At 67.3% G+C, this 13,682-nt stretch carries 11 protein-coding genes and 1 pseudogene; 2 read left to right on the top strand and 10 right to left on the bottom strand.

Translation table 11 applies throughout. The annotated features are described in order from the left end of the window. Positions 1–149 precede the first annotated feature (149 nt). From D9X30_RS17650 to D9X30_RS17605, 10 genes are all read right to left on the bottom strand, one after another. Positions 150–2,714, bottom strand: a complete 2,565-nt coding sequence (locus D9X30_RS17650; RefSeq protein WP_153948704.1) for a glycoside hydrolase family 2 protein — start codon at positions 2,712–2,714, stop codon at positions 150–152. Continuing rightward, the gene (locus tag D9X30_RS17645) at positions 2,711–3,697 is read right to left on the bottom strand and encodes a DUF1839 family protein (RefSeq protein ID WP_153948705.1); all 987 of its coding nucleotides are present in this window, start codon (positions 3,695–3,697) and stop codon (positions 2,711–2,713) included. Before D9X30_RS17645 ends, D9X30_RS17650 begins: the two co-directional genes overlap by 4 nt. Further along, positions 3,698–4,660 carry an amino acid--[acyl-carrier-protein] ligase gene (locus D9X30_RS17640; RefSeq protein ID WP_153948706.1) on the bottom strand — a complete coding sequence of 321 codons (963 nt, stop codon included), beginning with the start codon at positions 4,658–4,660 and terminating at the stop codon, positions 3,698–3,700. It abuts the gene before it with no gap. Between the two features lie 10 nt (positions 4,661–4,670). Beyond that, complete coding sequence (locus D9X30_RS17635) at positions 4,671–5,870, bottom strand: acyl-CoA dehydrogenase family protein (protein ID WP_153948707.1); 1,200 nt, start codon at positions 5,868–5,870, stop codon at positions 4,671–4,673. Further along, complete coding sequence (locus D9X30_RS17630; protein ID WP_092603394.1) at positions 5,867–6,118, bottom strand: acyl carrier protein; 252 nt, start codon at positions 6,116–6,118, stop codon at positions 5,867–5,869. The genes D9X30_RS17635 and D9X30_RS17630 overlap by 4 nt, the downstream gene beginning before the upstream one ends. 103 nt (positions 6,119–6,221) lie before the next feature. Beyond that, a complete protein-coding gene (locus tag D9X30_RS17625) occupies positions 6,222–7,625 on the bottom strand; it encodes an undecaprenyl-phosphate glucose phosphotransferase (RefSeq protein ID WP_153948708.1) in 1,404 nt (467 codons plus the stop codon). Between the two features lie 105 nt (positions 7,626–7,730). After that, positions 7,731–8,390, bottom strand: a complete 660-nt coding sequence (locus D9X30_RS17620; RefSeq protein WP_153948709.1) for a phosphatase PAP2 family protein — start codon at positions 8,388–8,390, stop codon at positions 7,731–7,733. A 428-nt stretch (positions 8,391–8,818) separates the two neighbouring features. Continuing rightward, positions 8,819–9,082: a hypothetical protein gene (locus D9X30_RS17615; RefSeq protein ID WP_153948710.1), complete on the bottom strand. Its 264-nt coding sequence runs from the start codon at positions 9,080–9,082 to the stop codon at positions 8,819–8,821. Positions 9,083–9,177: 95 nt separating this feature from the next. After that, positions 9,178–9,726 (bottom strand): response regulator transcription factor, encoded by a 549-nt coding sequence (locus tag D9X30_RS17610; RefSeq protein ID WP_153948711.1) that lies wholly within the window; start codon positions 9,724–9,726, stop codon positions 9,178–9,180. 270 nt (positions 9,727–9,996) lie between these two features. Further along, positions 9,997–10,815, bottom strand: a complete 819-nt coding sequence (locus tag D9X30_RS17605; protein WP_153948712.1) for a helix-turn-helix transcriptional regulator — start codon at positions 10,813–10,815, stop codon at positions 9,997–9,999. Positions 10,816–11,325: 510 nt separating this feature from the next. Between D9X30_RS17605 and D9X30_RS17600 the strand changes: the two genes are divergently transcribed. Beyond that, positions 11,326–13,125 (top strand): methyl-accepting chemotaxis protein, encoded by a 1,800-nt coding sequence (locus D9X30_RS17600; protein ID WP_153948713.1) that lies wholly within the window; start codon positions 11,326–11,328, stop codon positions 13,123–13,125. 394 nt (positions 13,126–13,519) lie between these two features. Next, positions 13,520–13,682 (top strand): annotated as a pseudogene (locus D9X30_RS17595) (hydrolase); the annotation flags it as partial.

Genomic DNA, 13,682 nt, shown 5'->3' with positions numbered 1-13,682 from the left:
TCAGGGCGTCATCCATGGGTAGGTTGGATGTAGGAAAACGGGGGAGGCGTGGCGGCGGCTGCACGGGCGTGCATACCATCCGGCAGGAGGGGGGAAATGTGTCCTGCCGCGCCAGAAGCGGCCTGGCGGGCAGGTGGAGAAGGATGAGTTCAGCCGTCGTAGCTGACGGAGCGAGACGCGTTTAAGGCAGATACTTCACCCGAAGGGATGGCTCCCGCCCGGGTAGCATCCGCCCCATCGTGCATCAGGCGGATACGGCGCGACTCCCCGGGCCCCAGGTGGAACCAGTTGGTTTCAGGCAACCAGGCGTAATCGTCGACATGGACCCACCGCGCAAAGCGGCGGGCGCTGACGGTCAGCCACCAGACGCCGTCCTCGCACGCCACGCTGGCGGCGAGGCCCGGGTCCAGCAGCGCGTCGGCGCGGCGGTCCGGCAGGTACGCCGACTGGCTCAGCAAGAGGCTCGCCGGCGGGTCGGCACCGGCATCGGGCGACGCTTCGTGCAGCGTGGCCAGCACCACGTCGTGCGCGGGCGGTCCGAACCGGTACGCGTAGGTGAAATCGAAAAAGTGATCGAGAAGTTCCGCCGCCACCAGACGCCGGGTCTCGCGGGGCGCCAGCGTCAGCGTCTGGTCGGCCTGGGCGACCACGGCCTCGCCGTCGCGCAGGCAACGCAGTGCCAGCCGCACCGTGCGCGGGGCCGCGGTCTCGTTGACCAGATGGATGTGGAGCCCGTTGAGCCCCTCATCCGTCAGGATGACCTGCAGCGGCTGCCAGACCTGGCGCAGCGCATGCCAGGCCGATTTGGGCCGCGCATAGGCATCGACGATGCCCCATCCCGCACCGGGCAGCAGATCCTGCAACTGCCAGACCAGCCCGCCCCGACAGGTCGAGCCGGCGCGGCGCCATTCGCCGAACACGTCGGTCATGATCTCGGCCACCACGGCGCGCGACAGCTGCAGGTAGCGCGCTGGCCGTTCGTACCGCAGGCGCGGCGGATCGACGTCGAACAGCGCGCGCAGGTAGAAGTCGCGGATATCCTCGAAATCCCAGCCGGCGCCGGCATCGCGCGGCACACGGGCCTTCCAGCGCGGATCGTGGTATGGCTGCGACATGGCCGCGTCGGCCAGCGTGCGCGTGCACGGCACGTTGGCAAAGGCCAGGCATTCCGAGGTGAAACGGACATTGGCCAGGCGCGCATCGCTGAGCGGACGCTGGTAGGCGCCCACGCCGTAGTAGTGCGATACGCCGGTATCGGCCTGGAACGGCCAGGCGCCTTCGCTGGGCGAATTGCGCACGTAGATCACATCGGGCCGATGCTCGGCCACCAGCCCCGGAATCAGTGTGTCGAACAGCGGCTGGCGCCATGCGCCGCGCGGCACGCCCATCATCGCCGCCTGCTGTTCGGCCTCGCTGCCGCCGCACAGCACGGCCAGGCTGGGGTGGGCGCCAGACGACGCGAGCCATTGCGAGACTTCGCGCCGCGCATCATCCATCCACGCCGCCCCGGTGTCGCCGCCATAGTCGAAGTTGGCGAACATGAAGTCCTGCCACACCAGCAGGCCCAGTGCGTCGCACTGCCGATAGAACGATTCCCCCGGGTAACAGGTCACGCCGCTGACGCGCACCATGTTGGCCCCGGCGTCGCGCGCCAGCCGCAGCCAGCGGGCCACGGCCTCGTCGGTGTCCGCCAGGCCGGGCAGGTCGTGGCTGGACACGCACGCGCCCCGGCAGAACACGCGCTCGCCGTTGACGCGCAGCCCGAACGCGCCCGGCTCGCCATCGCGGTCCTCGGTAATCGTGCGGAAGCCGACATTGCCGCAGGCCAGGACGTGGCCGTCCATGCTCGCGTCCACGCGATACAGTGCCGGGTCGCCGTGGGTATGCGGCCACCAGCGCCGTGCGTCGGGTACGCGCAGCGTGCCCGCCAGCGTGTGCGGGCCGGTGCGATGCAGATCGCCACGCCAGATGGCATGGTCGGGGCCGATGGCCGAGAACGCACCGTGCCCCGGCGCGGCGCCCGGAAAATGGAGCTGCAGGTCCACCACGCCCTCGGTGCCGTCGATCCGCCCCGACATCTCGGCGCGTACGCCATGCGTGGGATCGGTACCGAGCGGGTCCAGCAATTCGATGTCGCGCCACGGCCCCACCGCGTGCACCGGCGGGCACCAGCCGGGCATGTGCCCGAGCAGCGTGGTACGCACGGTCCGCAGCGACGGCGGCTGGATCATGCGCGGCTTCCAGCGTACGGGCCCGCGCTGCGTGCGCAGCCACGGATACAGCGCGCGAAAACAGATATGGAGCACGTTGTCGTCGCCGGCCAGCTCCACCTCCACCTGGTGCGCGGCGAACATGTGGCGCGTGGTCAGTACGTGCCGGCCGTTGAGCCAGACCTCGGCAATCGTCGCCAGGCCGTTGAAGCGCAGCAGGCGGCGGCCGCTGCCCGCGAAATGCAGCCGATACCAGTAGTCGTGCTGGTGCAGCGGTGGCGGCGATGCATCGTCCCAGCGGCCGGCCGCGCCCAGCGCGCTGGCCACCGTACCTGGCACCGTTGCGGGCAGCCAGTGCCCGGTCTCCGACAGTTCGCCCGGATGAGCGGCGGCGTTGGCGAAGGTTTCGAGGAAGGTCCAGTCGCCTTCCAGACGCGCCCGGCCCACGGCCACACCGGGCCGCAAGATGGGCAGGAGAGCCGGTTCCGGATCGCGAGCGGTCATGTGACGGTTTCTCCGAAGTGGGCCGCCAGCGCCGGAACCGTGCCCTGATAGGCCAGCTCGAGCTGCTCCAGGCAGTCCTCGCAGCTGTCGGCCTTGTGGCTGATCACCGCCCGCATCAGGCGGAACTGCATCACCATGGCCTCGGACGCCATCGTGTAGCACGCCTCGGCCACGGAGTCGGGCAAGGTCTCTCCGTGCATGACCAGCCACCGTACATAGCGGCCCAGCAGCTCGAAGTTCGCGCCAAGCTGGCGCAGCACGCTGGCCGCGTAGATCTGGAAGTTGGGCTCGCCGCGCGCCATCAGTTGTTCCAGATGCGCCGGAAACGCGGCCCGGAACGCCTGGATCGGATTCTCTCGCGGGCGCCGCGCCAGATGGCCGCGCAGCAGATCCAGCGACGCGCGCTGCAGCGCATCGTCGGTCAGCCCCGGAAAGCGCCGGCGCACCACCTCGGCTTGCGGAAAGGTGGCCACGCCCCACATCGTTTCATGAGCCGGCATGCGGAAGATGGCCAGGTAGTCGTCGCCGCTCGCCGTGTGATAGCCGTCATGGTGGTAGTAGCCCACCGCAGTGGCCTCAGGCACCAGTACGTCGATGGCGATGCACGCCCGCGCGTGCTGCCGGCGATAGGCGCCCGCCGGCTGCGGCAGCTGGAAGCTGTCCACCTCCAGCAGTACCGCGTTGCCGCGATTGGTCTGCGCGGCCACATGCGATTCCAGCCGGCCGTAGGTCGACAGTTCGTCCTTGACGATGCCGTACAGGCGCTCCAGGTCTATCGACGGGATGTTCGAGGACGTGAACTGGTCGCCTTCGAAGTCGAGCGTGACGGTGAACGGCAAGGCGGCAATGGGTTCGAAGTCCCATCCATGCAACAGTTCGACCCACAGGTCGATATGGCGGTTCGCATGCGACCACACCGGATTGCCACCGTGCAGCGCATGCGCGCCGCCGCGCGCGCGTACCGCCTTGCCGTCTCCGTACATTTACACGCCTCCCAGCGTCTCGCGCACCGCTTGCGGCCACTGTGCCGGGTTCAGTCCGTGGTGCTTGAGCAGAGCCAGCGTCAGCCGCTCGATGCCGAAGCCCACGCAGCCCGTGTGGGCCACACCGCCATCGGCCAGGCCGATGTGCCACAGCGCTCCGAAATGGTCCATGTGGTAGTTGAAACTCATGCACGCGGTGGGTGGCGCGCCATCGTTGACCGGAATCAGCAGTTCGAACTTGAGCTTCAGCTCGCGCTGGCTGTCTGCCACGATCTTGCCGCCGCGGCCGAAGAACGGGTCGTTGGCCACATCCACTTCCACGGGCAACTGCAGTGCCTCGGCCAGTGCCTGACCGCGCTCCATCCACAGCTGGCGGAACGCCACGATGCGCTCGGCCGACCCCAGGCATACGTACTCGCGCTGCCGGAACAACTGCATGCGCGTCGGCTCCAGCGACGGCTCGTGCCGGTAGCAATACGACAGCACGTCCACCACCTTGCCGTCGGGCGGCAGCGGCCCGCGTCTGGCCACGACCGGATAGATCGGATAGCAGGCGGCCGGCGTCAGCACCACGCCCGTGAATTCCTGCTGGTCGGTCCAGTCTTCCTTGTCTTCCAGGCGCGCCAGCAGCCGGCGGTGCGCGCGGTCGTCGCCGCAGAAGCTGTGAATCGTGCCGGCCAGTTGCGGAAAGTTCTTCAGGTATTCGCTGGCTTCGAAATCCTGCTGCCCCAGCGCGGGCGGAAAGCGCAGCACTTCGGCGCGCTGGTCGGCGCCGATCCGCGTGATGGCGAGGTTCAGGCCGTCGGCAATCGCCTCGAACTGCGCGCTGCGGCCATACAGGCCCTTGACGCCGGTTTCGATCAGCAGGCCGGCAGCCAGCAACTGCTGGAGATAGGTGGGTGCGGCGGTCAGTCCGCCGGCGCCGCCTCCCGCGACGGCGTCGGTCAGTGCGTGGGCATCCATCGATGGCTCCTTACGAACGGTCGGCCAGCAACAGATTGGCCGTATTGGTCTGGATGCGATCGTTGTTGATCATCAGCGGCGCCGACCACAGGTCGCGCAGGTGGCGGCCCAGGCTGAACGGCGTGCCGTGCTTGTAGCCAGCCATGCCACAGACCAGCAGCGCCTGCTGCACGACATCGAGCGCCATCGTCGACATGGCAGTCTTCAGGCTGTTCATCTCGGCCGCCAGCGCGAAGGCGGCCGAGACCGAAGCGCCGGCGTGGCGCGCGCGCTGGCGCTCCAGCGCCATGTCGACACGGGCTTCCATCATCTGCAGCTGGCTCACCGCCTCGGCCACGCGCAGCGCCGATGGCGGCAACTGCCCTGGCCGTGCACGCGCCTGGCCCTGGAAGAAGGTCTTGGCCCGCGACACGGCGTCGCTGGAGATGCCCAGCCACAGCGCGCTCCACAGGATGTGCGACACCGGCGTCATGGTGGCGTCCGCGATCTCGCCGAACGGCACTGGCAGCACCTGATCCACCTGGCCGGTGGCCTCGAGCCGGAATCCGTTGCTGCACGTGCCGCGCATGCCCAGCGTGTCCCACACGTTCAGGCTCTGCAGCGTGTAGTCGCCCTTCAGCGCGCAGACCAGCACCTGGTCCGACGGCGATGCATCGGCGTGGCGCCGGGCGGTGATCAGGATGCCGTCGGCGTGCGCCCCATAGGAGATCGTCGGCGCCATCTTCAACAGATGAAAGCGGTCGCCTTCCACGTTGACCGCGCAGCCGCTGCTGCGTAACGCGCCGCCAATGGCTTCCTCGGACGTGGCGGAGGCCAGCAGCAGTTGTTCTCCCGCCACGCGCGCCAGCATCTGCTGATGCCACGGGCTGCCCGTGCCATGTTCGAGCAGGCAGGCCACCTGGATCTGGTGCATCGCGTAGATCATGCCGGTGGATGCGCACGTCTCGCCCAGCACCCGGCAAATGGCCGCAATGGTGGCCAGCGGCGCCCCGCTGCCGCCCAGCACCGCCGGCACCATCGCGCCGAGCAGGCCCTTCTGGCGCAGCACGTCGAAGGCCTCGTGCGGAAAGCGCGCCTCGTGGTCCACGGCGTCGGCAAATCGCTGCGCCACCGCGGCGACCTCGCGGGCGGCCGCGATCAGTTCGTCGCCAGCCATGGCGCTGCCCCCTGCCGGGTTGGCATGCGCCAGCGCGACCTTGGCGGTGCTCATGCTGCCTCCTGCTGCCGGCGAATGGTTTCCACTGCCGCCGCAAGCGAATCGACGCTGCGGAAGAGCTGACGCGTCAGCATTTGATCCGGAATCTCGATATCGAACGCATTTTCCAGCGCCAGCATCACATGCACGGTGGCCAGCGACGACAGGCCTGCTGCGTACAGGTCGTCGTTATCGGCCAGCGTGGCCAGCGGCACGTCGAGGCGGGCCACTTCTCCCAGGATGTTGCGGATTGTCGTTTTCATTCGAAGTCTCCGATTCGGAAGGCTTGATGCGGCCTCCATTCCAGATGTTTTGGACGTCGGGCTCGGTGCGATGTCGCACCAACCGGACGCCGTTGTGCGGCGCTCAGTAGGCGGCCGTGCCCGTCCAGCCGTGCAGGGCCGTACGCAGGATGATCCGAAGGTCCAGCTGGAACGACCAGTGCTGGATGTAATAGATGTCGAACTCGATGCGCTTGCGCATCTTGTCGATCGTGTCGGTCTGTCCGCGCAGGCCGTTGATCTGCGCCCAGCCCGTGATGCCAGGCTTCACGCGATGGCGCAGCATGTAGCGATCGATCAGTTCCTTGTAGATCTCGTTGTGCTCCATCGCGTGCGGGCGCGGTCCCACCACCGACATCTCGCCGCGCAGCACATTCAAGAACTGCGGCAGCTCGTCCAGGCTGGTGCGGCGCAGGAAAGCGCCGATGCGGGTCACGCGCGGGTCGTCGCGGGTAGCCTGCGTCACGCCGTGGTCCTGGTGCATGCGCATGGTGCGGAACTTGTAGACGCTGAACGGCTGCCCGTCGATGCCCAGCCGCTTCTGGCGGAACAGCACCGGCCCCGGCGACGACAGCTTGACCATCAGCGCGATCAGCAGCAGCACCGGGCTCAGGCCGAGTATCACGGCCAGCGCGAACACGCGGTCGAAGCTCGCCTTGACGATGCCGGTCACGCCCGATACCGGCGGGCTGTTCAGGTCGATCACGGGCAGACCCATGAAGTCGGTGAACCTGTGCCCCAGCAGTTCGACCGACGCCACATCGGGCACCCAGCGGATGTCGATCAGTTCGTTGCGGAACTGGCGCACCACGTCGGACAGGTCGCGGCAGGCAGCCATCGGCAGCGTGAGCCAGATCTCGCGCACGCCCTGGCTGCGCACCATCGCGCTGACTTGGTCCATGGTGCGCAGCGGCTCGACGCCGGCCGGGATGTTCTGGCCGTCTTCGTCGTAGATGCCCACCACGCGATAGCCGGCGGCGCGAATCTGCTGCACGCGCAGGAACATCTCGCGGCCCAGCGGCCCATACCCGCAGATCACGACGCGCTTGGCGTTGATGCCCTGCTCGCGGACGTTGGCAAGCATGCGGAACATGATGGCGCGCGACACCAGCAGCAGCACCATGGAGCTGATGAACCAGCCCAGCGACCAGACACGCGACACCGCGGCGATCTGGTGGATCAGGAACGCGCCCATCAGGCCGGTCAGGAACACCGTCGCCCACGCGGCGCAGGCCCGCAACGCCAGCACGGCCTGGCTGCGGCCGCGCCAGGATTCGTAGAGGCCGAACGCCGGAAACACAACCAGCGCGCCCAGCGCGCACAGCATCGTCAGAAAGCCGTTGACGGGCGCCGCCTCGCGGATGCCGCCCGGAAAGTAGATCGCGCCCATGCCGATGCCTGCCGCGGCAATCAGCAGCGCATCGCAGAGTCTGTAGAGATAGTGAAGCGCCGAATTACGCTCGGCTGCCACATTCCAGTTCGACGCCATGACCACCCCATGCCCCTCGCGGGAAGCTGTTTCGGGTCATGGTTGCGCAGCGGGTCGACAACGTCTGTTGGGCGGCGCACACAGGTCCGGGGCGGCTTCGGCGGCCTACCGGGACGCGTGCCGGAAATCGCTGGCGGCGCGCATGCCAGCCCCGGGCAGCGCCGCCCACTCGCCGCGGTGGTACAGGTGATCGCGCCCCGAAAGGAACATGGCAAGCTCCTGCACCATCACGTCGGTCGCGCCGGCCAGGCCGCCGGTGGGCAACACCATCAGCGCGGCCAGCATGGCGCACATCGCCAGCATCGTCCGTGGGCTGCGGGGCACGCCGTGCCGCACCACGATCGGCAGGCTGACCAGGAAACCAAGCGTCAGGCCGCTGGCCACCTCGGATAGCGAATGCGCTTGCAGCGCCAGCCGCGACACGCCCACTGCCAGCGCCATCAGCACACCGCCCAGCGCGGCCAGCAGGCCCAGGCCTGGCCGCCTGTCGGGCATGGCGATGTAGCAGGCCACTGGCAGGATCGACGCCGCCATCATCGCGTGGCCGGAAAACCCCGTGAAGTTGAGCGATGCACTGCCGATGCCCCAGCCCATGAAAGCGAGCTTGGAAGCCAGCACCACGAGTGCCGTGCCGGTGAACGCGAGCATCCATTGCCGCGCCACGCCGGTGGCGCCGTGCCAGCGCATCCACGCGTAGAGAAAGCACGCGCAGGGCAGCAGGAAGGCGGATTCGCCAAAGTGGGTGATCAGTTGCCAGCCGTTCATCAGGGTCTTCGGTGGTGCCGCGAAATTGCGGTGGAAAGGTGCGTGGCGGCAGCGTAGCACCCCTGCGCCCGCTGCGTACGCCAAATCATTTGATGGATCATCCCCCGGTTTCCATCCCGAAGCATGAGGGCCGCACGCGGGTGCCGGATGCCCTGCGCCGACGGCCGTGGTCCGCACGGGCGCGCCAGCACTGGGGCCGCCTTCGCGCGCCGCCCGCAAACCCAGGGATGAGATGCCGGGTTGCCATGCGTCTTCTGGTTGATACTGTCCCGCACGACGATTCGATATGGTCCATGCAATGGTCGCGCACCACGTGTGCGGCCATTTCAAAGCCCGCATGGTCCCCCGGTCGGCGGGCTTCTTTTTTGGAGCCGCCGGATCGACCGGACGCGCATCGCACAGGGTCGCTGTCACGGGGGGGACGGGTGTCAGGTGGGCGGCGGCGTGCGTGTCAGCGCGACGAACAGCGCGCGGGCGGTGTCCAGGTGACGGCTTGCTTCGCGCTCGCCGATTTCACGGGCGGCAACGATGGCGGCATCCTCGGTGGCAAAGCATCGGCCATGCAGTTCGCCCCGATACAACAACGGCCCGCCAATGATGGCGAGCCGTATCTCATAGCAGCATGCCCACTTGCCCCGGCCTTCGCGCACGGCGAACCCGCGGACAATCAGGATATCCAGACTGTGTTCCATACGACCCCCTGCTCCCCGCGGCGGCCGGCCTCTCCGAGGCGCCGGCTTCTGGCCGTGGGCAAATCCAGCATAGTCGTATCAACGCGCGGACGCCCTCATCCGATGGCAGTAGTCCCATCGGGACTTACCCGCGCCGCAGGGATGAAGTGAGGGGCTGGCGTGGGCGCTGCCTGCGTGCCGTGCGGAGGCAGCGATCTCAGCAGCGTCAGCGCGCTGCGAGGAAAACACTGTCCGCCTGCCCACACCAGCGTGGCGGCAGCGCACACCAGTTCCACCGGCGCCGGCACCGCCAGGCATCCGTTGGCACCAAGCAGCGCGGCGTGCGCCATCAGCCTGGCATCCAGCGCATCGGACAGCACCAGCCAGCGCCGGGGCGCGAGCCGCTCGCGCACACGGTCCAGCAGCGCGCGCGGGTCGCCCGGCACGCCGCTGCAGTCCACGAGCGCCATTTCCACCGGCTCGTCCGGCAGCGGTTCGGATGCATCGGGATTGTCGATCGACGGCATGCGCATCGTGACGGGATCGTCGTCGAGCAGCCATTCGGGGCCGTGCCAGCGCACCGGTGTCGGAATATCCTGGCCCTCCATCCTGCGGGCGAGGATACGGCACATCATTTCGTTGCTGGCGATGAGATAGGTCGTCATCTATTTGCCATCCGCGCATTGTTGCGCGCGTGTATCCGCGGGGTGTGGTGCCCCCGCGGGACGCCCTGGAGGGACGCATCGTATTCTTGTGGAATGATGGCGAAGAGGAGTGCGTGCCGGAGATTTCGATGATCTCCGCGGCAGCCCCCGGCGCCGCGCCTGCTTACAACCTAGCAATCACGGCAGCCCGCCGCCTCATGCTTTTGGATGAGGGGCGGGCCGGCGAATGGTGGAAGCGTGCCGTTGGCCGGCAACGCGCAACGACTTCCCTTATGCGGCCTCACAGGCCTCCCGTGCGCTCAATGACGACATCGGGATATGCGTGGGCCTGGCCGGCGTGGGGCCGGGCCAGTTCAGGGTGGCCCCGCGTTGCAGCGCCACGTACACCGCCTCGCCCTTGTTGCGCACATGCAGGCGCTGGTAAAGCGTGCAGGCATGGGTCTTGGCGGTGGCCACCGAAATGTTCAGCAGCCGGCTGACTGTCTTGACCGGATAGCCGCGCGCCAGCAGGGCCAGCACTTCGTACTGGCGTTCGGTGATATTGAGCAGATGCGCGCCGGCGGCTGGCGTTTCCAGCGGCACGGCCTGAGCGTGCGCTGTGGCATCGCCCAGTTGAGCCGGCACGCCATGCAACGGCACCACGATCGGCGCGGCATCATGGCGCGCTTCGGCGGTACCGGATTCGGCGTGACGCGTCGGGGGCAACTGGGACGGAAAGCATTCGCCACCCGCCAGCACCAGCCGGATGGCAGCTTCCAGCGCATCGGCCGAACAGGTCTTGGCCAGCAGACCGCGCACGGCCTCGGGCATGCCGGCCTCGGGCAGTGGCACCGGGAGCTGGTCGGCCAGCACCAGCACGCGCAACGGGGTCAGGCGTCGGCACAGTTCGGCCAGCGTGTGCCAGCCCTGTTCCGCATCGGCCGGCAGGCCGAAGACGAGCAGATCGGCGTGGTGTATCCACGGATCAGGGTCGTGCAGGACGGCGGGATCGAGATCGACGAGATCGCCTGGAACATGCGCCTGCGCCAAAAGGTGGCGCAAACCGAGACGCAACAATGGATGTGGCTCGAGCAAAAGGATGGTGGCCATGGCCGCTCACTTCTTATTGGCGCGTCGATGCGATGGTTGGCTGTCCGCATGGCGCGCTGTTGGAGGCGCTCCGCTTATTGGCGCGGTTGCACTTCCATACGGTCTGCATCACCTCCTGAGCCTTCGCAGCGTTTCCCGTCCTGGCTTGCTGCCGACTGCTTCGGGCCCTCCCTCGGAGGATGTCAGACCGCCCCGTTTGCGTATGTAACGCGTTAGATGCTTCTCAACTCAGATACAAATTAAATCTAATTCTGGTGTTCAGCATAGGCAGCACGCCCTGCGATTGCAAGGCGATGCTGCAGTGCAGCGGGTTTTCCCTCGGTTGTATGGCAGGTGTCTTGTATCGATATGGCAGGCGGCCGACAGGCCTCGAACGATCGTTCGGAGGGGGTGAAAGTGATGCCGGGGCCTCTATGTTGCGCCGCACTAAAGTCGGCCTCGCGCGCGCCGTCAATGCGTTGGCAATTCAATCGCCCGGACCCGGGCCAACCTGAGAGAAGAGTTCATCACATGCTTTCCTCGCTTCGCGCGCGAATCGTGGCCCTATCGGTGGCCATCGTCATCGTGGCGCTGGCAGCCAATGCCATCGTCAACCAGTTTGTCGCCCGTGCCTATAACAACGAGGCCATCGACAACAACCTCGCCGCCGTGCAAAACGGCCACGTGGACGCCATTGCGGAATGGGTGTCCAGTCACACGCAGATGATCGCGTCGCTGCAGGACGCCGCGCTGCAGGACGATCCCATTCCTGCGCTGCGGCTGGTTTCAAGCGCCGGCGGCTTTATCAAGACCTACGTCGGCTATCCGGACAAGAGCCACCGCTTTTCTGACGCGGCCGGCCTGAAGCCAGACTACGATCCCACCGCGCGGCCCTGGTACAAGCAGGCCGTGGCAGCGGGCAAGCCCATCGTCACGCCGCCCTACATCGCGGCCAGCAGTGGCAAGCTGGTGGTGACATTTGCCGTGCCGGTGGTCCGCGACGGCGGCGTCAAGGCCGTGATTGGCGGCGACGTGGCCATGGATGCCGTGGTGGCCAACGTCCGGTCGATCCATCCCACGCCCGCCAGCTTTGGCATCCTGGTGGCGCGCGACGGCAAGATCGTCGCGCATCAGGACGACAGGCTGACGCTGAAGCCCATTGCCGATCTGATACCGGCGCTGGACGGTGACAAGCTTGGCGCGCTCGTATCGGCCACCGTGCCGCTGGACGTGAGCGTGAGCGGCACCAGCAAGCTGCTGCGTGGCCGCGAGATCGCCGGCACCGACTGGGTGGCCGTGATCGCGCTGGACAAGGCCGAGGCCACGGCCGGCATGCGGTCAGTGCTGATCGCATCGCTCATCTCGCTGGTCATCGTGGCCTGCGCGGCGGCGCTGATCGTGGCAGGCGTGACAGCGGTCTCGTTCCGGCGGCTGTCGGGTATCCGCGATGCCATGGTGGCGATCGGTTCCGGCGATGGCGATCTCACGCGCCGTTTGCCTGCCGAGGGCACCGACGAGGTGGCGCAGATCGCGCGAGCCTTCAATGCGTTTGCCGACAAGCTCGTGCACGTGATGCGCCAGATCCGGGACGCGAGCGAATCGGTACACGTGGCCGCCAACGAGATTGCGGAAGGCAATGCCGATCTGTCGCGCCGTACCGAATCGGCCGCCGCCAGCCTGGAACAGACCGCGGCGTCGATGGAAGAAATCACCGCCACCGTGGGCCAGTCGGAAAGCGCGGCCCGCCAGGCCGACGATACGGCCACGCAGGCGCAGCAGGTGGCCACCCAGGGCGGCAGCGCCATCGCGGGGGCCATCGACACGATGGGCGACATCGAACGCGCGGCCGTGAAGGTGTCGGACATCATCGGCGTGATCGAGGGCATCGCGTTCCAGACCAATATCCTGGCGCTGAACGCTGCCGTGGAAGCGGCCCGCGCCGGCGAGCAGGGCCGCGGCTTTGCCGTGGTGGCGGGAGAAGTGCGGGCGCTGGCCCAGCGCAGTTCGCAGGCCGCCAAGGAAATCAAGACGCTGATCGAATCGACGGTGGGCAGCGTCAATGCCGGTTCCGGCCAGGTGCGGCTGAGCGGCGAAACGATGCACGAGATCGTCGGCAACGTGGGCCGCGTCACGCAGATCATTGCCGAGATCACCAGCGCCGCGCGCGAACAGACGCGCGGCATTCAGGAAGTGAACGTGGCGGTCAGCCAACTCGACCAGATGGTGCAGCAGAACGCCGCCCTGGTGGAACAGTCCACCGCCGCCGCAGCGGCGCTCCAGGGCCAGGCGGCCACGCTTGCGGACGTCGTGCGGACCTTCCGCCTGGACTGACGGCAGCCAACGCAGCCCGGCTCACGGCCGGGCCCATCCTCGCGCGGCCCGGCGCGCCCTCCCCTAGGGACCAACATCGGGCGTGACGCCTGGTACCTCGCGCACCAGCGCTATTTCCCCTCGATACTGAACGCTCGGACTTGCGGCCCCCAGAGGGCGCGCAAGCGGGATGGGCGTGGGCCGCCGCAGTGGGTTTCAGGTAGCTACCGGCGACGATTCTTCAATTCAATAATTTTGAATAACTATGAAGACGATAGCCCACTTTATGCAGGGCGGCGGTCGCTATAGTTCTGCACATGGACAGCGCAGCAACGCAGCGAAACGAACGAAGCGAAGCCAGCGCCGCCCGATAAACCTCAAACTTATTGAATCGTTTTTAATACCGGAGCCCATCATGTCGAACGCCAAACTGCAAGTCCTGACCCCGCGCAACAGCCAGCTGATCATCATCGACCACCAGCCCCAGATGGCCTTTGGCGTGCAGTCGATGGACCGCCAGACCATGAAGAACAACGTCGTGGGCCTGGCCAAGGCCGCGAAGATCTTCGACGTGCCGA

This window comes from Cupriavidus sp. U2, assembly GCF_009663685.2.
Classification (GTDB): domain Bacteria; phylum Pseudomonadota; class Gammaproteobacteria; order Burkholderiales; family Burkholderiaceae; genus Cupriavidus; species Cupriavidus necator_C.
Note: the sequence above shows the minus strand (reverse complement) of the source record. Positions and strands in the feature narration are given on the sequence as shown.